Below are 22,190 nucleotides of genomic sequence, written 5' to 3'. Positions count from 1 at the left end.
TCGAGCTGCACTTGCTCATGTGCGGGGGGGCCGGGCCCGACAAGCTCCATTTCCTGAATGGCGCTACTCGACGGCGGCTATGGTCAGCCGCTGTATTGTTGCTGTTCCTGCTGGTGGTTTCAGCGGCTCATGCTGAAGACACGGAACGGCTACAGGAGAACGTCGAGCGACTTGAACGCCTGAACATTCAACTCTCCTGGCGCGAGTCCCAGGCCAGCATTGAGGACTTTCGGCGCGAAAACCCTGTATTGCCTCCCCCTCTTGAAACTCGTTTGCGCCTTCTTGAGCTGCGGAACCGCGGCCTATCCGGAGATGAAGCTGGCGCCTTGGCCGAGATGGAGAACCTTCCGGTGGCCGAGCTGCCAGACGAAATCCGCTTGCGTGCCGAGGTGTTACGTTTGAATCTGGCAACCAATGCCACGGACTACCAGACCGCTTTTGAAGCCTTGATTCAGGGGCGCGAGTTACTTGAGAGGGTTGATTCTCCTGAGCTGTCTGCCGCCTTCCTCGGACGTGCCGCAGTGCTATTGGGGCAGGCTGGCCAGCATGCGGAGGCACTTGAGTTATCCCGAGAAGCTTTGGCCGAGGCACATCGGACCCTGGATCCTCGGGAGGTTTGCGCCGAACTATTGCAGCAGGGTCTGATTGTGCGGCGGATGGGGGCCATGGCCAGTCTGGCATCGGTAGTGGAGGAAGGTCTGCCTGCGTGTGAGAGGGCCGGTGATCCGGTGCTGTTGGCTGTGAAGCAGCGACTGGAGGGAGAGGCCCGCTTGTTTCAGGGAAATGTCGATGAGGCTGTCGAGTTGCTCGAGGAAGCGCTGGAAGCCGTGAATACTGCCGGTTATGCGGTCGGCGCCCTGGAAGGACGCCTTGCTCTGGCAGCTGCCCTGATTGGGCAAGGCAGTTACACCCGGGCTGGTGAAGTACTGGATGGTCTTGCGCCTGAACTGGCCGAAGCCGGCCGGTGGTGGTCAGCGATCCAGGCGCATCAACTACAGGCTCAGTTGTTTGAGCTAGACGGCGCTTACGATTTGGCGCTGGAGCAGGAAAGGGCCGTAGTGGATCTGGAAGATCGCAAGCGGGAGGAGGAGCAGGCGGCCCGAAGTGCGCGGATGCAGGCACAGTTTCTGGATGACCGCAGGACCAGGCAGATGGAGCTGTTGGCCCAGAGTCGGCGGGAGGAGGGTCTAAGGCGCAATGTGGCCATCGGTGGAACATTTTTCCTGTTGTTACTGGGCGGGGTGGTTTACAACCGATTCCGCCTCGGTCGGGATGCGGCCCGCCAGATTCAGCGACAGAACGAGCAGTTGGGGATGCTTGCCACCCTGGTGCGTTCCGCCAATCGCTATCGGCGAACCCGGGAGATATTGCAAGAGCTGATGGCTCGCCTGGTCAGGCTGACGCCGGCGCTGACCGGGGCCCAGGCTCTGGTCCTGGATCTGGAGAGCAGCCGTCTGCTCTCCCTGGCCGCCAACGGCGGTCCCAGCCTGCTTGGTCCGGGTGGCTACCAAGAGGAGGCTGTGCAGACATTGCTCAGCCAGCGGGGACGAGAATTATCGGAAGGCCTCTATCACCTTGAGCCCGGGCACATCGAAACCCTGAGCGGTGAAGCCTCGTCGGGCAGTCAGCAATCCAGTGGGCTGATCGGGATGACGCTGCCGGTAGAGAACCGTCTCCAGGCCGTGCTTTTTTTCGCATTGCGTTCCGATGACAGGGCACGGCAGTCCGAGCTGATCGCGGTGTTGAGTCGGGTGCGTGAGCACGCCCGTGCCATGCTCTCCAGCGCCCGGCAACTGGAGGACATTGAGCGCGAGTACGGGCGGTGCAAGGAGGCCGTAGAGGAGCTTTCCCGTACCGAGCGTCAATTGAAAGCCGCGGTGCAACAGGCCCGGGAGGCCGGGGAGGCGCGGATGCACTTCCTTGCCCGCATCTCCCATGAATTGCGCACGCCCTTGCACGCCATTCTCGGCTTCAGCCAGAAACTGGAACGTCGTCTTGCCAGGCAGGCCGACGACGACGAGGTGCCGGCGCCGGTGCCCCGCAATCTGGCAGTGGTTCAGCAGGCTGGCACCGAATTGGTCACGCTGGTGGATAATCTGCTTGATGCCTCGCGCATGGAGGCCGGGCAGATGAGTCGCAGTGACGAGCCCATCCGCCTTCGGCCTTTTCTGCAGGAATGCCTGGCGCTTGTTAATTCCTCGCTGCAGGCCAATGGAAACGAAGCCGTGCTGGCGCTGGAGGAGGCACCCGAGTTGATCGAATCGGACCCGGCTCGGCTGAGGCAGATATTGCTGAATCTGTTGTCCAATGCGGCGAAGTTTACCCACCGTGGCCGGGTCGAATTGAGTGCCTTCATGGATGGGGACGGGCGGCCCCGAATTCGGGTCACTGATTCCGGCAGCGGGCTGGACCCGGAGACCCGGCGACGCCTGTCACGCCTGTTCCGGGACAAGCGCTCGGATCTGGAGCGGTTCTATGAGGACAAGGGCCTGGGCCTGGTGGTGACTCGGGGCTTGTGCGATTTGCTGGATATCCAGCTGGAATTGAAAAGTGAGCCGGGCCGGGGGACGAGTGTCAGCCTCCTTCTGCCGGAAGCCAGCGTTGCCGCCCACGCCCCGGCGCTGGCTGCGCGGACGGATCAGGGACAGGGGGCCGCCGAGGCGCCGGCATCGGTGCTGGTGGTGGAGGACAACCGGGTGAACCGGGAGCTGATGGTGGATTTCGTCCGCAGCGAGGGTTGTCGGGCCCTGGTGGCGGCGGACGGGGAAACTGGCCTGAGTCGTCTCAGGTCTCATCCGTCGGACCTGGTCCTGCTGGATGTGGACCTTCCCGGGATGTCCGGTATTGATCTGCTCCGGTGGATGCGGGGCGATCCGGCCTTGCGGGACATTCCCGTTATCGTGGTGACGGCGGTGGATTCGGAACACTATCGGGAGCAGGCCGAGGCCCTGGGCTGTGTCAGCTACGAACTCAAACCCTTGGATTTTCGTCGTTTGGCCGGCCTCATCCGTGATCAACTACCGGGGGAAGCGTGAGCTGCGGTGAACTGGTGGTGGTGGGGAGCGGCATTCAGTCGGGCCGGCACCTCAGCCGGCGGGTGATCTCCGAGCTAGACCGGGCAGACGATGTACTGGCCATGACCGATTCCTGGGCCTGGTCCTGGTTGCGCAGGCAGCGCCCAGACGCCCGTTCCCTGTCTCACTTCTACGCTGAGGGCAAGGATCGACGTCAGACTTACCGGGAAATGACTCGAGAGATTCTGGCACCGTTGATGTCGGGACGTCGGGTCTGCGCCGTCTTCTATGGGCATCCGGGGGTCTTTGCCGATGTGCCGCACGCCGCGATCCGTGCGGCAAGGGCGGCTGGTCACCGGGCGCGGATGGAGCCCGGCGTGTCCGCCGAGGCCTGTCTCTACGCTGACCTGGGCCTGGACCCCGGCCGCCGTGGTGTGCAGTCCTTCGAAGCGACACAGTTTCTTGTCTTCGAGCGTGAGCTGGACCCTGCGGCCCTGTTGATTCTTTGGCAGGTGGCCCTGGCCGGTGACCTGAGCTGCACCCGGACCGGTGCGGATCCTGCCCGCCTTCGGGTATTGAAAGACAAGCTCCTGCGCTGGTACGCGCCGGACACGGAGGCCATACTCTATGAGGCAGCCCGCCTGTCTCTCGAAACCTATCGGGCGGAACGGCTCTCCTTAAGGGCATTACCCGAGGCCGCGTACAGGGACTACACCACCCTGGTGATTCCTCCACAGCGGACTCTGATCCCGGACCACCAGGCCTTGACCGCCCTCGGTTATCCGCCAGATACACTGGATTCACTCAGCTAGTCTGGCAATGTCAGTTCCAGCTCCAGGCGCTCGCCGTTGCGATCCAGTGCCAGTAGCAGCGGGGCGGTGCCGGCGTGCTGGCGCAGGGTGCGTTGCAGGACTCGGGTTGCCGGGGCCTGGCCGTCCAAGGGGCGGTTGTTGACGGCGGTAATCACATCACCCGCCTTGATGTCCGCCAGGGCTGCCGGACTGTCCGGATAGACCTGCTCCACGCGCACGCCGGGTGGTTGCTCGTTTTCGCTGCCGCGAACGCCCAGTTGCGGGCCGCGCACCGCGCGCATGGCGGCCTGGATGCTCTCCCGGGTCTCATCGTCTTCCAGCATGGCCGTGATCTCGGCCAATCGACGCAATAGGTCGACCAGCTCCTGGTGAACGGCCTCATTCAGTTCGGCCTGGCTCTGGTCCGGGGCTTTCCTGGCCGGCTCATTACCGGCAACCGCCGGGCTGAAGCCAAGGCACAGTGCCAGGCCAATGGCGGGTAGTAACGGTCTGGTGGGCATGCCCGAGCTCCTCAGTGCCGATCTCTGATTTCTAGCACATTGGACACTCAGGGCGGGAAAACGGTCGTGGAATCGTCGGTGGTGGCTGCTCGGGAAGGACGTTAAAGAAACGGGGCACAGGCGGATGAACCGCCTGCCCCCGCGTCCAGCTAGGGAGTGTGACTCCGCACGGGCTAACGTGTCTGGAGTCAGTTTCAATACTAGACGATCAAACCACCGTTTTCCAGTTATTCGTACGAAAAAAGTCGTTGTGTGTTTCTGAAATGGGCCAAACCAGAAAAAAGAAGGCCCGCTGACGGGCAGCGGGCCTTCCACGCCCCTTGCGGGGCCTTCTGCGATACCGGAATCGCCTATCAGTAGCTGCCGCGGAGGGTCAGCTGATAGTTGCGGCCCAGCACCTCGGGGAGACCGAAGTGGCCGGAAGCTCGCTCGATCCGGTTGGGCTCGCGGTCGAACACGTTGTTGACGGTGAGCTGCAACACCGTGTTCTGCGGGGCCCAGTCAGCGAAACGGCTGACATTGTAGGACACCGAGGCGTTGTGGATATGACGGGAACGGGTCCGATAGACCGCAGCGCCGTCGTCATCCTGGAACAGAATGTCCTGAGCCGGGTCGATGCGCGGACGACGCATCCAGTCGGTCCGCCAGAACACGCGCCAGTCACCGCGGGTCCATGTGGTATCGACAATCGCCCGGTTGCGCGGCTGGCTGAAGCCACCCACCTGCTCCGGTGCCTCGTCACCGGCCACCGAAGTGGTGCGGTCACGGGTCTGGGTGAAGCGCATGTTCAGACCCAGGGTACCCATGTCACGTGCACCCATGCCTTCGGAGAACATGCCCATGAAGTCGGCGATGTCGAAGCGATACTGGGCGCCGACATGCACCTGGCTGAGGCGGAACTCCTGGGCATTGGTCTGACCGGTCAGGAAGTCAACCACCTGACCCTCGTCGTCACGGGTGAAAGCGTCACAAGCCTGATTGGGGAAATCAGTGGCGTCGTAACAGGCTTCCATCAGATCGGTCAGGGTCAGGCTGGTGATGGCATCCTCGATCTCGATGTTGTAGTAGTCCGCGGTCAGGACCAGGTTATCGACCCAGCGGGGCTCGAAGGTCAGGCCCAGAGCATAGGACTCTGCAGTTTCATTATTGAGGTCGGGGTTACCACCGGAGCGGCCAATACCCGTTGCGAGGGTGATGTCGGAGGTGAAGTCATCCAGGTCATCCGGATCCACACCCAGGCTCTCGGCACAGTTGGCACGACGCTGATCCGGGTCGGGCCCCGTGTCCACGAAGTCCTGGTCACAGGGGTCGTCGGCGAAGCTGAACACCTGGGTTTGCGGGGCGAACAGCTCGACCAGGGACGGCGCCCGGATGGACTCGGTGTAGTTGCCACGGACAGTCAGGTCACGCACCGGTGACCAGACACCGCCAACGGACCAGACAGTGGCATCACCGGCCAGGTCGTTCTCGATCTCACGAACGGCAGCGTTCAGTTCCAGGCGATGAGCGAAGGGCACCTGGTTCTGCGGGCCGAGGATGGGCAGGAAGAACTCGCCGTAGTATTCCTCGGTGGTGTAGCGGCCGCCCGTTTCGGCGAAGGGCGCGGAACGGGTCAGTGGCACTTCCGTGCCCAGGCCCGGGATGAAGCGCGCTTCTTCCTTACGGGTTTCGAAACCGAGGTTGAAGGCCGACATGCCACCCGGCAGTTCGAACATGTCGCCGCCGAAGTTGGCGGTGAAGATGTTCTGGTTGATCCGGGTCTGGGTCATGCGGTCACCGGTCACCCAGTCACGGGCACCCGGGTCGGCCACGCCTTCACCGAAGATGTTCAGCGGCTGACAGCCATCCACGAAGGGCATGTTCTCGGCGGTGATTCCACTGCCGCTCACACCGGTGATGTCGCCCAGGGCCGCGTCAATGACGGCCTGACAGACGATGTCGCCCGATTGAGCGGAATCAGTGCCGGAGAACTGCAGCAGTGCCAGCTCCACCGCGTCGGCATCGTCCACACCCAGTTGACCTTGCAGGTCAGCGATCATGCCGTCGGTCAGCTCGACTGCATCCAGTGCGTTGATGAAGCGACCGTCGATGATGCCCTCGTCCCGAGTTTCACCGGCGGAACGGCCCACCACGGCGGAGACGTCCCACTCAAAGCGGCGGTCGCCGGCGAAGATGTCGCCATCGAAGCCGGCGGTCCAACGCCAGACATGCTGGTCACGCTGACTGGAGGGATCGATGATGTCGTTGTTGAAACGATGCATCCAGAAGGTGTCCATGTTGTTGTCGGCGAACACCTGCTGGGCCTGGTCGGACAGGAAGGGGTGGTCCGTGGGCAGCAACAGGGGGCCGCTGGTACCGGTAAAGGCAAAGGTCTGAAAACCACCCTGACTGCTCAGCTCTTCCGCCTCGGACTCGGCGAACAGGAAGTCCGAGGAGAAGCGGACATCGTCGGTGATGTCATAGTTCATGGTGGTGGTGACTACCTTGCGCTCCAGCGGAGAACGGATCTGGTCGGTCTGCTGGAAGAAAGCGTCACCGTCACCGCCAATGGCCCAGAAGGCGCCCCGGTTGTCGGGGGCAGGCTGGCCGGGCGTGAATTCCACCAGATCGGAGTTCTCATTGAACTGGTAGAAGTTGCCATCTCCAAAGGAACCCAGCCCGAAGGTCGGAATGACCTGGAACTCGGGACTGGCAAGGCCGGCATTGGTAAAGACATTGGTCCGCTCGTTATTGAACAGGCGGCGAGTCTGATCACCAAAGGTGCCCCAACCCCAGGAATTCTCCGGGTCATAGAGGTCACCACGCTCGAAGCGATCCATGCCGTCCTGGTTGAACCATTCGATGGACATGGTCACGTTGCCGCGGCCATCAAACATGTTGGCACCCGCGACGTAGGAGAACTGGTCGAAGTCGCCGCCGCCCTCTTCGGTGGTGCCGGTTTGCAGGGCAAAATCCACGCCCTCGTAGTCATCCTTGAGGATGACGTTGATGGTGCCGGCAATGGCGTCGGAGCCGTAAACGGGCGCACCGCCGATGCCCACAACCTCAATGCGGTCCACCATGGCCACGGGGATCACGTTGAAGTCCACCTGCAGGCCACCGGAGGTGGCGAAGATGCTGGGGCTGTTCTGGGACACGAAACGGCGGCCATTGACCAGGGTCAGGGTCCGCTGGGCGCCCAGGCCGAGGAAGTCAACGAAGTTCTGACCCAGGTTGAAGCTGTTCTGGGTGCCGGTGTCGGAGACCGGCGGGGTGCCGAAGGCCGGCATTTCGTTCAGGGCATCGGCCACATTGGTGAAGCCCCGGTCCTCGAGCTCCTGACTGGAGATGCTCAGGGCGGGGTAATGGGTGTCGATGCCCTCGCGAGTGATTCGTGAGCCGGTGACCTGGACACGGTCCAGTTCCCGCAACTCCTCCTCATCCTCGTCATTGTCCTGGGCGATGGCCATGGGTGCGGTCAGGGCCGCGGCCATGCCGGACAGCAGCGCAATGCGTATGGAGCGCCGCAATGGATCGGTAAGGTTCATGGCAAATTACTCCCTCTCAAGCGATGGTTAATTAACCTGCCGTGGCCGTGCCAGTTTCCGATCCAGTCCATGGATGCGTGAGCCCCGAGCGGCGGGGTAGCTGGCGTGGCCTGACATGTCGGTTGCCGGGGCGGCGATAAGAGATACCGCCCTCATATGTCGTACGAAAGCATCCGTGCGTGTTGCATTGATATCACAGATTGCTTTCGTAGCAAACACTTTTTGGCTATTTTGTTGCGTCTGCCAGAAATTGAGGCGAAAAGGCCTGGAATGGGGGCCAGGAAGGGCGCTCTTGCGTTGCGACGATGCAACACGCTGGCCTTTTCCAAAGCCTGTTGCGCAAGAATCGGCCGTCGTGGGCAAAAAAAACGGGCCCACTGCCTGGCAGTGGGCCCGTCCCGCTTGGAGGGTCTAGCTATCCAAGGCTTACCGCATCAGTAGCTACCCCGGAGGGTGAGCTGATAACGGCGGCCCAGGATTTCATCCATGCCGAAATGACCGGACGCATTTTCGATCCTGTTGGGCTCGCGATCGAAAAGGTTGTTCACGGTGAACTGAATCACAGTGCTTTGCGGTGCCCAGTCGGCCCAGCGGCCGAAGTTGTAGGACACGGAGGCATTGTGGATATGCCGTGAACGGGTCCGGATCACACCGCGGCCGTCCTCATCGTGATAGATGTTGTCGAGACGCGGATCGATGCGCGGGCGACGGGTCCAGTCGGTCCGCCAGAACACGCGCCAGTCGCCGCGGGTCCAGGTGGTATCGACAATGGCCCGGTTCTTGGGCTGGCCAAAGCCACCCACCTGGCGCGGGGCCTCGTCACCGGCCACCGAGGTGGTGCGGTCACGAGTCTGCGAGAAACGGGTGTTGAGCCCCAGAGTACCCATGTCACGTGCGCCCATGCCTTCGGAGAAAAGACCGAAGAAGTCGGACACGTCAAAGCGGTACTGCAGACCCACGTTTAGCTGAGTAAGACGGAACTCCTGGGCGTTGGTCTGACCGGTCAGGAAGTCCGCCACCTGGCCGTCCTCATCACGGGTGAAGGAGTTACAGGCCGGGATGGGGAAGTCAGGTGAGTCGTAACAGGCCTCCATCAGGTCTGTCAGGCTCAGACTGGTGATCGCGTCCTCGATCTCGATGTGGTAGTAGTCCGTGGTCAGGACCAGGTTGTCCACCCAGCGAGGCTCGAAGGTCACGCCCAGGGCATAGGATTCGGCGAACTCATTCTCGAGGTCGGGGTTACCGCCGGAACGGCCCACGCCGGTGGCGTTGACGATCTCGGAGGTGAAGCCATCCGGATCCTCACCCAGGTCCTGCTCACAGTTCTCCCGGCGAGTGTCCGGATCGGGACCGGAGTCCACAAAGCGGAAGTCACAGGGGTCATTGGCGAAGCTGAACACCTGGGTCTGGGGTGCGAACAGCTCCACCAGGGACGGTGCGCGAATGGACTCGGTGTAGTTACCACGGATGGCAACGTCACGGACCGGAGCCCAGACACCGCCCAGGGACCACACGGTGGCATCACCGGCCAGATTGTTTTCGATTTCACGCACAGCGGCGTTGAACTCGAGGCGATGTGCCAGTGGTACCTGGTTACCCGGGCCGAAGACCGGGAAGAACAGCTCACCGTAGAACTCGTCGGTCTTGTAGCTGCCGCCGGTTTCCGCGAAGGGTGCCGAACGCGTCAGCGGTACTTCGGTGCCCAATCCGGGGATGAAGCGAGCGTCTTCGCGGCGGGTTTCATAACCCACGTTGAAGGCGGACATGCCACCGGGCAGTTCGAAGAGATCGCCACCGAAGTTGGCGGTATAGATGGCCTGGCCAATCCGCGTTTGCGTCATGCGATCGCCGGTTACCCAGTCGCGGGCCGCCGGATCTCGCACACCCTCGCCAAAGAGGTTGAGCGGAATACAGCCGTCAACGAAGGGAATGTTCTCGGCCGTGATACCAGAGCCGCTGACACCGGTCACGTTTCCGAGAGCGGCCTGATAAACCGACTCACAGATCATGTCGCCCACGTCCGCGGTATCGGTGCCTGAGATGGCCAGCAGATCGTTGGGATCCACCGCATCCAGATCATCCTGGGTCAGTACGCGGACGTCGAGTGCATTGATGAAGCGACCGTCAATGATGCCCTCGTCTCGTGTCTCGGCCTTGCTTTCACCGGCCACAACCGAGACATCCCAGTCAAAGCGGCGATTGCCGGCAAAGATCTCACCGTCCAGGCCCGCGGTCCAGCGCCACACGTTCTGTTCCCGGGAGCTGGAGGGGTCGATGATGTCGTTATTGAAGCGGTGCAACCAGAAGCCGGGTAGGCCGTTGTCCGCCAGCAGTTGTTGAGCCTGATCGGACAGGAATGGATGGTCGGATTCAAAGAACAGCGGGCCACTGGTTCCGCCAAAGGCCCAGGTCTGGAAACCACCCTGACTGGTGAGCTCGGTAGCGCTGGACTCGGAGAACAGGAAATCCGAGGAGAAGCGCACGTCATCGGTCAGGTCATAGTTCATGGAGCTGGTGATGACCTTACGCTCCAGCGGGGAGCGAAGCTGTTCCACTTCCCGGAAGAAGTCCGCGCCATCACCCCCAATGGCAAAGAAGGCGCTGTTGGGGTGTGGGGTGCCCGGCTGGAAGGGGACCAGGTCCGAGTTTTCGTCGAACTGGTAGAACACGCCGTCATTCGGCATGGCGCCGATGCCAAAGCTGGGAACGGTCTGGAAGCCAGGGCTGACCAGGCCACCGAAGGCGAACAGGTTCATGCGGGAGTCGTTGTAGAGGCGACGAACCCCGTCGGGGTCAACACCCCAGAACCAGTTGTTCTCGGAAGCAAGCAGGTCCGGGCGGGCAGTGCCTTCCAGGCCTTCCTGATTGAACCACTCCACGGAGAAGGTCACATTGCCGCGACCGTCGAACATGTTGGCCCCGGCCACATAGGAGAACATGTCGGTCTGGGCGTCACTTTCGGCGGTGATTCCGCGTTGGAGACTGAAGTCAACGCCTTCGTAGTCATCCTTGAGGATGACGTTGATGGTGCCGGCAATGGCGTCGGAGCCATAGATCGGCGCACCACCGATGCCGATGACTTCAATGCGATCCACCATGGCCACGGGGATGACGTTGAAGTCGACCTGCAGGCCACCGGAGGCGGCGAAGATGCTGGGAGTATTCTGGGACACGAAGCGGCGGCCGTTGACCAGGGTCAGGGTCCGCTGGGAGCCCAGGCCCAGGAAGTCAACGAAGTTCTGGCCCAGGTTGAAGGTGTTCTGGGTGCCATCGGGGGTGATGGGCGGTGCACCGAAGCTGGGCAGTTCATTCAGGGCATCGGCCACATTGGTAAAGCCCCGGTCCTCAAGTTCCTGGCTGGAAATGCTGAGGGCGGGATAGTGGGTGTCGATGCCTTCGCGGGTAATGCGGGTACCGGTCACGCGGACACGGTCCAGTTCCCGAAGTTCTTCTTCCTCGTCGTTATCGTTGTTTTGAGCCATGGCCATGGGGGCGGCGAGCGCCGCGGCCATGCCGGACAACAACGCCAGACGAATCGCGCGGCGTAAAGGGTTGTCGGGTTTCATATCGGATTACTCCCTAGCTGTGAGCATTTTTCAGGCTTGCAACGAACTCTTTGCTGTCTTCCGTGGTCAGGCAGTGAGCGGTGACCGGACGGTTCTTGTCCGGCCGACTGGATCGCTCGTCCGGTGTCGGTCCTCAATATTGCTGAGGTCGAGGCCACCCCTGGTCGAGCGCGGCAGCATCCGTGCTGTTGCTTTAATATCACAGGTGGGTATTTGTGCAAACTGATTTGAGTCAATAAATCGAAAAAAAATCTAATTAACTGATTCGAGCGCTAAAATAGAAGTCGTTCGTACGAAGAGTAGGGGTGGTTTGAGCGGTGATCATTCGGGAATGTTGCGCCAAAAGAACGCCATTTCTACGACCGATTTCGTTTAGTTGCTACTATCCCCATTCCGTTGCACAAGGAGATTCGGGAAATGGTTAAGCATTGGGCAAGTGGCTTGAGTGCTGGTTTGATTCTAGGTGTGAGTACCTGGATGGCCCCGGCCCAGGCGGAAGTCGATCTGGACGTGGTCAACGAGATTCGTCACGAGGGTCTGCATCACTCTCAGGTGATGGATACCCTGGACTATCTCACCGATGTCATCGGGCCGCGCCTGACCGGTTCGCCGGGCATGAACAAGGCCAATGAATGGACGCGGGAGCAGCTCGAGTCCTGGGGACTGGAAAATGCCCGCTTGCATGGTTTTGACTTCGGGCAGGGGTGGTCCTTTGATCACAGCCACGCCTGGTTGGCATCTCCCCGCAAGGCCCCTCTGATCATCTATCCTCGTGCCTGGACGCCCGGCACCGACGGCCCGGTGCAGGGCCCTGCGAAGCGGGTCAAGCTCGAGGATGAATCTGATCTCGAAAAGTACGCGGGCAAGCTGGAAGGCAAGATCCTGTTGCTGGACGAGCCCCGAGAGATCGAGAAGCAGGAGCGCTCACCTTTCCACCGCCATGATGATGACTCCCTGGAGAACATGGAGCGTTTTCCGATTCCGGGCGAGGCCGGGCCGGACTGGCGTCAGCGGCGGGTGCAGATGCACCACTTCCGTGAAAAGCGCAATGCCTTCCTCGCCGAAGAGGGCGTGTTGGCGACTGTCCATATCAGCTCACGGGATTACGGCATTGTGCGCACGGGCGCCGGTGCGGCCCATGATGCCGATGCCGAGGCGGGTGTCCCCGCCGTGCAGATGGCCAGCGAACACTACAATCTGCTGGCGCGCTTGCTGCAGCGGGACAAGGCAGTGGAAATCGGTCTCGATGTGAAGGCCCGTTTCCATGATGACGATCTTCAGGCCTACAACACCCTGGCCGAGATTCCGGGTCGGGGGCGCAATCCCGAGATTGTCATGGCCGGTGCCCATCTGGATTCCTGGCATCCGGGCACGGGTGCCACCGATAATGCCGCGGGCGTGGCGGTGGTGATGGAGGCCGTGCGCATTCTGCAGGCCATCGGCGTTCAGCCCCGGCGGACCATTCGCGTCGGCCTCTGGTCCGGTGAAGAGCAGGGTCTGCTGGGTTCGCGAGCCTATGTGGATGATTACATCGCCACTCGCCCCGAGCACGAGGACGAAGAGCAACTGGCCCTACCGGCCCGCCTGCGTGATGCGACCTGGCCCATCGAGCCCCTGCGCGGGCATGACCGGCATGTGGCCTATTTCAACTTCGACAATGGCAGTGGCCGAATTCGAGGCATCCACGCTCAGGAGAATGTGGCGGCAATGCCGATCTTCGAGAATTGGCTGGAGCCCTTCCACGATCTGGGGGCGACCACCGTGAGCAGCCGCAATACCGGTTCCACCGACCACGTGGCCTTTGACGCGGTGGGTATTCCCGGTTTTCAGTTCATTCAGGATCGCCTGGATTATTTCGCCCACACCCACCATTCCCACTTGGACACCCGGGACCATGTGGAGCGGGATGACCTGATTCAGTCCGCGGTGGTGCTGGCGTCCTTCCTCTATCATGCCGCCATGCGGGACGAGTCTCTGCCTCGCAAGCCCATGCCGCGGGAGCCGGAAGACTGAGATCTGCCGGCTAGTAGTGTGGCGGCGGCTCATGCCCCTGGGGGGATGAGCCGCCGCTTTGTTCTTGCAGGGTCTGCACCCGGTCAGACAGATGCTGGCAGCGGGCCTTGAGGGCTTCCAGTTCCCGTTGTTGGGCGTAGACCGTGTCACTCAGGGCGGTCAATGCCGCTTCCTGGTGGGCCAGTTTTTCTTCCAGATGGGTCAGACGGGATTCCATGGGCATTGCTCCGCTGCTTGGGACCGGCGGGTATCGTTGGCACGGCTTCGGTATCATGCCCGTTCGAGGCGGGGAATCAAGGCCGGGAGTGGCCGATGAGAGGCGATTGCATGGTTTCGCGGCAGACACAGGACGGGGACAAGGGGACGGGGCTCGAGGTTTGCCGGGATGCTGAGCTGTCAGCCCTGAATACCCTGGCGGTGCCGGTACGTGCCACTCGCCTGCTGCGTGTCAGCGACCCCAGGCTGTTCGAAGCACAGCCACCGCGGGACGGCGATCTGGTCCTGGGGGGAGGCAGTAATGTGCTGTTCAGGGCGGATTTCCCGGGCAGTATCTGGCTGATGGTCAATCGCGGCATCGAGGGGGTATCCCGTGAAGAGAACGGTGACCTGATCCGTGTGGCCGCCGGTGAGAACTGGGATGCCTTTGTGCGCTGGTCCCTGGAGCAGGGCTATCATGGCCTGGAAAACCTGATTCTGATTCCCGGTTCCGTGGGCGCGGCGCCCATCCAGAACATCGGCGCCTACGGGGTGGAAGTGGAACGGTTCATCCGCAGCGTCACGGTCTGGGACCGGCGGGCCCGGCAATTCCGTGAATTTTCCCACCCGGAATGCGCTTTCGATTATCGCGATTCCCGTTTCAAGCGGGAACGGGATGCCTTCGTTGTCACCCACGTGAATTTCCACCTGCCGTGCAGCGGTGAGCCGGCACTGGAATATGCCGGTGTGCGTGAAGAACTGGCTGCCATGGGCATCGACCGTCCCGAGCCGCGAGCGGTGGCCCGGGCGGTGGAGGCCATCCGCCGCCGCAAATTGCCCGACCCCGCCCGGCTGAGCAATGCGGGCAGTTTCTTCAAGAATCCGGTGGTCAGTGCGGCCAGGGCGGCAGCCCTGCAGGCGGACCATGCCGCTCTGCCGGTGTTTCCGCTCCCGGATGGCGGCTGCAAGCTGTCCGCTGCCTGGTTGCTGGAGCAATGCGGCCTGAAGGGCTGGCGGCGGGGCGCCGCGGGCTTTGCCGAACAACATGCCCTGGTTCTGGTCAACCATGGTGGCGCCACTGGTGCCGAGCTGTGGGCGGCCGCCCAGGAAGCCATGGCCCGTGTGGAGGCCGAATTCGGCCTGCGCCTGGAGCCCGAGCCCCGCATTGTCTGACCCCCCCAGATGGGGGGCAGCCAGCGCCGACTGCTACGAATACACTACAATGACCAGGCAAATTCTTACGAGCAGGAGAGAGACATGCGTAATATCTTGATTGCCATTGCCGCGCTGCTGGCGCTGGCCTGTTCCCAGGCCCAGGCAGACACGCCCAATATCGAACCCGGCATGTGGGAACACACCAATGTGACCACTTTCGAGGGGGGGCCCATGGGTGAGCAGGAAGAAACCAGCACCGAACAGGAGTGCATCACCCAGGAAGAGATCGATGATCGGGATTTCTTCGCCGAGCTGGATGGCGTGGAGGAGTGCACCATCACCGACCAGAACGTGTCTTCCTCGGGCATGAGCTATTCCATGTCCTGTGAGCACGAGTCCGGCATGTCCGTGGAAATGGATGCCAACATGAGCTTCCACGGCACCACCATGAGCGGTGAGATGCACGGCAAGCTGGTTACCCCCATGGGCGAGATGAGCATGAAGGTCATCAGCGAGGGCGAGCGTATAGGCGACTGCTGATATTCGCGCTGTCCTCAGCCAAACCCCGTCAGCTCCGGCTGGCGGGGTTTTTGTTTTTCTGACGTTCCGGAAAGCGCAGGGACAGCAGGGAGCGGTCGGCTCAGTCCTCCCATCCGGCTTGCCCCGAATTGGCTTGGTGAAGACTGTGTGCGAACGCTTCCAGACCATGGAAAGCAGCCAGGCCGCTTGCAATTGAATGGGCTCAGGCAAAGCGTGTCGCAGAGCCGTGCCTAATGGGCTATCTTTGAGGCTTTGTGTCGCAAGGAAGGGGGGTTCCCATGCTGCGTGCCTTGATCGTGTTGCCGATGTTGTGGGCCGGGTCCGTGATCGCCGCCGAGGCGGTGGTGGATCCCGCCGAGATGGAGTTCCTGCGCGCGGAGCAGGCGCAAGCGCTGGATTGCCCCTTCCGGGATCGAATCGACTTCGATCACGGTGACATCGAATGCGGTCTGGTGGAGGTGCCGGAAAACCGCGAGGTCAGCGGCAGTCGCAGTATTGAGCTTCATTATGTGCGGATTGCGGCCCAGCCGCCGGAAGGCAAGGAAGATGAGGTCCGAGAGGATCCGGCCATCTATCTCACCGGCGGGCCCGGGGTGACGGTGGAAGGTTATGTGGACCGCCTTCGGAACCATGGCATCCTCGAACGCCGGGATCTCTACATCCTGGAGCAACGGGGTATCGGTCATTCCGGGGATTTCTGCCCGTTCTTCACCGACCGCATGCCGGGCGAGCGGGCCCGTGACAGCTTCCGCGGTGCCCAGGAAGCCTTCATGGACAGTGCCCGCCGCTGCTTCGAGAAGGCCAGCGCCCGCGGGGTGGACCTTCGCGGCTACAACACCTTTGAGAATGCCCGTGATGTGCGTGCACTGCGCATGGCCCTGGGTTATGAACAATGGAATGTCTGGGGTATTTCCTACGGTTCGGTGCTGGGTCAGGCCCTGATCAAGGAGGACCCTGACGGCATTGCAGCCATGGTGCTGGATGCCATCGTGCCGCTGGATCTGGATAATATGATGCGCATTTCCCACTGGTATGCCCGTGACCTGGAAATGCTGCATGCGGCCTGTGCCGACCAGCGGCGCTGTGCCCGTGCCCATGCCGATCTGGAAGAGCGTTATCTCGATGCCATCGATGCCATGCGGGAAAACCCCGTCGAGGTATCCGTGCCGGAGAGCGTGCGTCATCCCGAGGGCAAGGCCTGGATGTTTCAGGACCTGATCGCCGGGCTGCCCTTCAGCCTGCTTTATGAACAGGCCTATCACCCGGCCATTCCCGCCATCATGGATCGCCTGGCCCGTGCGGTTGAGGATCGGGACGAGGATTTCTTCCGGGCCTTGGCACTGGCCGACACCAGTGGCGGCATGGGCTCAAGCATGGGCATGGGCCTGGCGGTGCGCTGTCTGGATCACTACATCGACGAACAGGCCCGGCTCTATCCCGGTGACCTGGAACGCTATCCCACCCTGGCCCAGGCCTTCGGTCACCCCGAGGTGGTGGCGATGGGGCCTCAGATCTGTCGCGAGGTCGGGCTGACACCGCGGCCACGGGAGCAATACGAACAGCCGCGCACGGATATCCCCATTGTGGTCGCCAATGGGGCCTGGGACCCCATCACCCCGCCGCCGCTGGCCCGCTACATCATGGATGGTCTGGAGAATGGTCGCTATGTGGAATTCCCCCATGCCGGTCACGGGCCCACCCGCTCGGTGGATTGTGCCGGGGATTTCATGAACGATTTCTTTGATGACCCCTCCGCGCCCCTGGACGAGGAATGCGTGGAGTCCGGTGAGGAGGCCGCCGAGTATCTGGGACGGGTCTTTCAGACCCGGGCACCGATCAAGGGCATCTTGCTGATGGAAACCGAGCCCGAGGCCATGGGGCGGCATGGGCTTTGGGCCGGGCTGTCCCTGCTGCTGGCCGGGGGCGGTTTTCTCGCCCTGACGGTGGGCTTTGTCGGTGGCCGCATCAATCGTGCGCCCATACCCCGGACCAGCGGTGCCCGTCTGCTGATCTTCCTGGCGGCGACGGCCATCATTGCCTGGCTGGTGGGTATGGGGATTGTGGCCTGGCGGACCAGTGAGCTGACCGAGGCCCTGTTCCTGGCCGGCTTTCTGCCCTGGGCCGGCTGGATTGCCTGGTTGGCGCCTCTGTCGCTGGTCCTGGCCGTGGCCGGCCTGGTGCAGATGGTCCGCAACCATCACCGCCACAGCCGTGCCGGCATGACCGGCCTCAGCCTGACTGCCCTGGGGGTCATCGGCCTGGCCAGCTTCGGCCTCGCCTGGGATCTGTGGCCCTGGTAGAGGGACTAGCTACTGGTGGAGACGTCGAGGGCGTCGAGGACGGCCGGGTCGGGGAAGCCATCGGCGACCAGGCCCTGTTCGCTCTGGAAGCTGCGAATGGCACGCCGGGTGGCGGGGCCGAGGATGCCGTCCACGGGGCCGGGGTCATGGCCCTCCTCACGCAGGCGGGCCTGGAGATCCTGGACCTGGTCCCGGCTCAGGCGCGGGACGTCCTCGGGCGGTGGATTGTGCAGGCCGCTGGCGCCGGCAATCCGGTCGGCGAGTATGCCGACGGAGAGGGCGTAATACTCGGAACGGTTCCAGCGCATGATGACATTGAAATTGTCATAGACCAGAAAGGCGGGACCGCGGTGGCCCGCCGGCAGTAGCAGCGCGGCTTCGATGTCCACCGGGGGCAGGGGTGCGCCATCACCTCGCCGCACCCCAAGACGAGACCATTCAGCCAGGGACTTGCGTCGGTCGCCGCCGGCCAACTGGAAGTCGAAATCCTCCGGCAAGCTTACTTCCCGGCCCCAGCGGTAGCCGGTCTCCCAGCCGATATGGCTGAGGAAATTGGCAGCCGATGCCATGGCGTCGGGAATGCTGCCCCACAGGTCCCGACGGCCGCTGCCATCGTGGTCAACCGCGTAGCGAAGGAAGACCGAGGGCATGAACTGGACATGCCCCATGGCGCCGGCCCAGGAGCCCTCCATGCGCTCGAGGTCGATGGCGCCTTCGTCGAGGATTCGCAGGGCGGCGAGTAGCTCGCCGGTGAAATAATCGCTGCGCCGCAGATCGCAGGCCAGGGTGGCGAGGGAATCAATCACCGGCATGCGGCCGAAGAAGCTGCCGTAGTTGGTCTCCAGCCCCCAGAAGGCCACCAGGTATTGGGCCGGGACGCCATACTGCCGGGCCACGCTCTGCAACAGTTCACCGTGCTCCTCCAGCAATTGCCGGCCCTGACGGATCCGTTGCTCGTTGACACGGCGATTGAGGTAGTCATGAAAGGGCGTCGTGAACTCGGGCTGGCGACGATCCAGCTCGATCACCCGGTCGATATGCCGGGCCGGGCGCAGTTTCTGGTCGACAATGCGGGTGGAGATTCCTTCGGCCTGGGCCTGGTGGGCGATACGATCGATGCAGGCGGCAAAGTCAGCCTGCTCCACCTCGGCCTGGGCGCCCTGGGGGGCGGCCAGATATAGGCCCATCGCAATCAGGCCCGCGTTCAACATCCTGTTCATCACTGCTTGGTCTTACTCCTGCCGGGTGGGTGATGGCACTGTAGACGCCCAAAAGGCAACAACCGTTCAATTCCGAGCATATCTTGATTCGGAGGGGCTTTATACTGGTAGCGATATTGGTTCGCAACTGGTTAGGGGGTTATTCAGCGAATGGGGTTTGTCATTGTATATCGCTGGGAGATACGCCCCGGCAAGGAAAGTCAGTTTCGTCAGAGCTGGGAAGCGCTCAGTCAGCAGTACTGCCAGCTCTATGGCGCCGAGGCGGCGCGTCTGCACCGGGGCGAGGAACAGGTCTGGATGGCCTGGACCGCCTGGCCGAGTCGGGAGCAGTACTTTCTGGCCATGGAGCGGGGCGTGCCGGATCCCGAAATCGTTGAGGCCATGGATGCCGCGGTCAGCCGGCGCCTGGAACCGGAGTTTCTGGTGCTGGAGGCCACCGTGGAATGAACCCCTGGGGCCTGAACCCGTCAGACAGCGGAGTGATATTGGAAGCCAAAGGAACCGGAATGAAGAGACTTGTCACAGCTTTCCTCACCCTTTCCCTGTTGTTGATGCTGGCCGGCCCCCTGGCGGCCAAGCAGCCACTGGATCATTCAGTCTATACCGAATGGCAGCGTATTCAGGAGCAGGCCATCAGCCGCGACGGACGCTGGGTGGTCTGGTCCATGGCTCCGGAGGAATCCGATGCCACGCTGGTGCTGCGCGCCGTGGATGGCGATGCCCGCCATGAAGTGCCGCGGGGGGATTCCCCGCGTTTCTCCCATGACAGCCGTTTTCTGGCACTGAACATTCAGCCCGAGCGCGAGGCAATCCGCGAAGCCCGCCTGGAGGAGGTGCCTGCCGAGCAGCGCCCTCAGCCCGGCCTGGGCCTGCTGGACCTTGAAACGGATGAACTGACGGAGATCGACCGAGTCGCCGAGTTTGGCTTCCCGGCCGAGTCCGGAGATTGGCTGGCCTGGCTTCATGCCCCGCCGGCCCCGGATGAAGACGAGGACAGTGCCGACAACGACAACGACAACGACAACGATAACGATAACGACAAGGAACGGGACGATGGCCGTGATCCGGGCACCGAACTGGTGCTGAAGCGCCTTGCCGATGGTGAGCGGCGAACATTTGATCATGTGAGCGAGTTCGCTTTCTCCGCCGATGGCCGTTATCTGGCCATGGCGGTGACCACTCCGGACGGCGAGGATGACGGCCTGAAGCTTTTTGATACCCGCGGCGAGGAATCCCGTAGGCTGCGCTCGGGCGAAGGGGAATACCGCGCCCTGACTTTCAGTGACGATGCCGATCGCCTGGCATTCCTGTTTCGTGATCAGCGCGAGGACGATGAGCGCCCCGATGCCGCCTTTGCCCTCTATCACTGGGCGGCCGGTGAAGACGACGCCTCGCGAATCGTCGATGAGGAATCTCGCTTTCTTGCCGACGACTGGCATGTGAGCAAGCATCGGGCGCCTCATTTCTCCGAATCCGGCGAGCGGCTTTTCTTCGGCACCGCGCCGGCGCCGGTGGAAATGCCGGACGACGATGATGTGCTGGAGGAGGAGAAAGTCACCGTCGATGTCTGGCACTGGCAGGACGATCTGCTCCAGCCCATGCAACTGGAACAACTGGAGGAGGAGCGCAAGCGTACCTATTTGGCGGTGGCCCATCTGAATGATGACGGCCGCCTGGTGCAGCTTGGCCGGGAGCAGATCCCGGAGGTGGAAATGGCCATGGAAGGTGATGCCCCGGTCTTTCTGGGCGTTTCCAACCTGCCCTACCGCAAGGAGATTTCCTGGGACTGGCCCCGTTATTTCGACGGCTGGCTGATTGATGTCGAGACCGGCAAGGCCGAGCTGATTCTCAAGACCGTCCAGGCTCGCCCGGAAATCTCGCCGGCGGCCGGCTATGTCAATTGGTGGGACCGGGAGCAGCAGAGCTGGTTTGCCATGGATCTGGAGAGTCGAGATGTCGTCGACCTTGGGGCGGAAATCGACCATCCCCTGGGCGATCACACCAATGACCGCCCCTTCGCCGATAATCCCCAGGGCCGGGCCGGATGGCTGGCCGATGACGCCGGCTTCATTCTTTATGACCGCCATGATCTGTGGCTGGTGGACCCGGCCAACGGCAATGCCCGCAGTCTGAGTCATGAAAAAGGCCGGGAGCGGGGATGGCGCTATCGTTTCGTGGACCTGGACCCGGATGAGGCGGCCATTGATCCGGACGCCCCGCTGTTGCTGACTGCCTTTGATGAGGCGAGTCGGGACCATGGCTTTCATCATGCCTTCGTGGATGCGGACAAGGCGCCGGTGGAGCGGCTGATGACCGCCCATCGTTATGGCCGCCCGGTGCGGGCGGAGGACGGCGAGGCACTGCTCTTTACCCGCGAGAACTTCCAGGAGTTTCCGGACCTGCGGGTGGCCATGGATGCCAGCTTCGCCGATACCCGTCGCCTCAGCGAGGTCAATCCCCAGCAGGCGGATTATCGCTGGGGCCAGGTGGAGCTGGTCCATTGGGACAGCAAGACCGGCAAGCCCCATGACGGTCTGCTGTTCAAGCCCGAGGATTTCGATCCCGAGCGGGAATACCCCATGATCGTGTATTTCTACGAGCGGGCTTCCGAGGGCTTGCATTCCCATCGCCCGCCCCAGGCCCATCGTTCGGTGATCATACCCACTTTCTATACCAGCAATGACTACATCGTCTTCGTGCCGGATGTCTGGTACCGGGAAGGTTATCCGGGGGATTCGGCCATGGAGTCGATCATGCCCAAGACCCGGGCACTGGCTGAAGAGGACTGGGTGGATGCCGACCGTGTCGGTATCCAGGGACATAGCTGGGCCGGTTACAAGATTTCCTACATGGTGACCCAGACGGATTTCTTCCGGGCCGCTGCCGGGGGCGCACCGGTCTCCAACATGGTCAGTGCCTATGGTGGCATCCGCTGGCGCACCGGCATGAGCCGCATGTTCCAGTATGAGCGAACCCAGAGCCGCCTGGGCAAGACCCTGTGGGAGGACAAGTCCCTTTATCTGCACAACTCGCCCATCTTCATGGCCGACCAGATCAATACCCCCCTGCTGATGATGCACAACGATCAGGACGGGGCGGTGCCCTGGGAGCAGGGGATTGAGTTATTCGTCGCCCTGCGCCGTCTCAGTCGTCCTGCCTGGCTGATCAACTACAACGATGAGCCCCATTGGCCCACCACCTTCGCCAACCGGGAGGACTGGCAGATCCGTCTGCAGCAGTTCTTTGACCATTACCTCAAGGACGAGCCGGCGCCACGCTGGCTGGAGTCGGGCATTCCGGCCCTGGAGAAGGGCGCTACACTGGGTCATGAATCCGACTGACTGCTTG

13 protein-coding genes are annotated in these 22,190 nt (G+C 62.3%); 8 read left to right on the top strand and 5 right to left on the bottom strand.

The window, feature by feature from the left end:
• The first annotated feature begins 17 nt into the window (after positions 1-17).
• Both VCB98_RS06140 and VCB98_RS06135 read left to right on the top strand, forming a co-directional pair.
• Positions 18-3,035, top strand: coding sequence for a response regulator (locus tag VCB98_RS06140; RefSeq protein WP_346051040.1), 3,018 nt, complete (start codon positions 18-20; stop codon positions 3,033-3,035).
• A complete protein-coding gene (locus tag VCB98_RS06135; protein WP_346051021.1) occupies positions 3,032-3,826 on the top strand; it encodes an SAM-dependent methyltransferase in 795 nt (264 codons plus the stop codon). Before VCB98_RS06140 ends, VCB98_RS06135 begins: the two co-directional genes overlap by 4 nt.
• Here the strand turns inward: VCB98_RS06135 and VCB98_RS06130 are convergent.
• The 3 genes from VCB98_RS06130 to VCB98_RS06120 all read right to left on the bottom strand — a co-directional run bounded on the left by VCB98_RS06130 (position 3,823) and on the right by VCB98_RS06120 (position 11,419).
• Positions 3,823-4,326, bottom strand: a complete 504-nt coding sequence (locus VCB98_RS06130) for a PDZ domain-containing protein (RefSeq protein WP_346051020.1) — start codon at positions 4,324-4,326, stop codon at positions 3,823-3,825. The two genes, VCB98_RS06135 and VCB98_RS06130, sit on opposite strands and share 4 nt — an antisense overlap.
• Positions 4,327-4,679: 353 nt before the next feature.
• Positions 4,680-7,853, bottom strand: a complete 3,174-nt coding sequence (locus VCB98_RS06125; protein WP_346051019.1) for a TonB-dependent receptor domain-containing protein — start codon at positions 7,851-7,853, stop codon at positions 4,680-4,682.
• A gap of 434 nt (positions 7,854-8,287) precedes the next feature.
• Positions 8,288-11,419 carry a TonB-dependent receptor domain-containing protein gene (locus VCB98_RS06120; RefSeq protein ID WP_346051018.1) on the bottom strand — a complete coding sequence of 1,044 codons (3,132 nt, stop codon included), beginning with the start codon at positions 11,417-11,419 and terminating at the stop codon, positions 8,288-8,290.
• Between the two features lie 417 nt (positions 11,420-11,836).
• Here VCB98_RS06120 and VCB98_RS06115 point away from each other — a divergent pair, with 417 nt between their 5' ends.
• Entirely contained in the window at positions 11,837-13,432 is a 1,596-nt protein-coding gene (locus tag VCB98_RS06115; RefSeq protein WP_346051017.1) for a M20/M25/M40 family metallo-hydrolase, read from the top strand.
• A gap of 10 nt (positions 13,433-13,442) precedes the next feature.
• Here the strand turns inward: VCB98_RS06115 and VCB98_RS06110 are convergent, their stop codons facing one another.
• A complete protein-coding gene (locus VCB98_RS06110; RefSeq protein WP_346051016.1) occupies positions 13,443-13,649 on the bottom strand; it encodes a SlyX family protein in 207 nt (68 codons plus the stop codon).
• A 95-nt stretch (positions 13,650-13,744) separates the two neighbouring features.
• On the opposite strand from VCB98_RS06110, the gene murB reads away from it, so the two are divergent.
• The 3 genes from murB to VCB98_RS06095 all read left to right on the top strand — a co-directional run bounded on the left by murB (position 13,745) and on the right by VCB98_RS06095 (position 17,622).
• Positions 13,745-14,800 (top strand): UDP-N-acetylmuramate dehydrogenase, encoded by a 1,056-nt coding sequence (gene murB / locus VCB98_RS06105; RefSeq protein ID WP_346051015.1) that lies wholly within the window; start codon positions 13,745-13,747, stop codon positions 14,798-14,800.
• A gap of 84 nt (positions 14,801-14,884) precedes the next feature.
• Positions 14,885-15,322 carry a DUF3617 domain-containing protein gene (locus VCB98_RS06100; protein WP_346051014.1) on the top strand — a complete coding sequence of 146 codons (438 nt, stop codon included), beginning with the start codon at positions 14,885-14,887 and terminating at the stop codon, positions 15,320-15,322.
• 278 nt (positions 15,323-15,600) lie between these two features.
• The gene (locus VCB98_RS06095; RefSeq protein WP_346051013.1) at positions 15,601-17,622 is read left to right on the top strand and encodes an alpha/beta fold hydrolase; all 2,022 of its coding nucleotides are present in this window, start codon (positions 15,601-15,603) and stop codon (positions 17,620-17,622) included.
• Positions 17,623-17,627: 5 nt separating this feature from the next.
• Here the strand turns inward: VCB98_RS06095 and VCB98_RS06090 are convergent, their stop codons facing one another.
• Positions 17,628-18,842: a lytic murein transglycosylase gene (locus VCB98_RS06090; protein WP_346051012.1), complete on the bottom strand. Its 1,215-nt coding sequence runs from the start codon at positions 18,840-18,842 to the stop codon at positions 17,628-17,630.
• Positions 18,843-18,992: 150 nt separating this feature from the next.
• Between VCB98_RS06090 and VCB98_RS06085 the strand changes: the two genes are divergently transcribed.
• Entirely contained in the window at positions 18,993-19,289 is a 297-nt protein-coding gene (locus VCB98_RS06085) for a hypothetical protein (protein ID WP_346051011.1), read from the top strand.
• Between the two features lie 59 nt (positions 19,290-19,348).
• On the top strand, positions 19,349-22,183 hold the full coding sequence (locus VCB98_RS06080; protein WP_346051010.1) for a S9 family peptidase: 2,835 nt from the start codon (positions 19,349-19,351) through the stop codon (positions 22,181-22,183).
• Positions 22,184-22,190: the final 7 nt, after the last annotated feature.

The sequence above is a fragment of the Natronospira elongata genome, from assembly GCF_034931365.1.
In the GTDB taxonomy this organism is placed as follows: Bacteria; Pseudomonadota; Gammaproteobacteria; order Natronospirales; family Natronospiraceae; genus Natronospira; species Natronospira elongata.
Note: the sequence above shows the minus strand (reverse complement) of the source record. Positions and strands in the feature narration are given on the sequence as shown.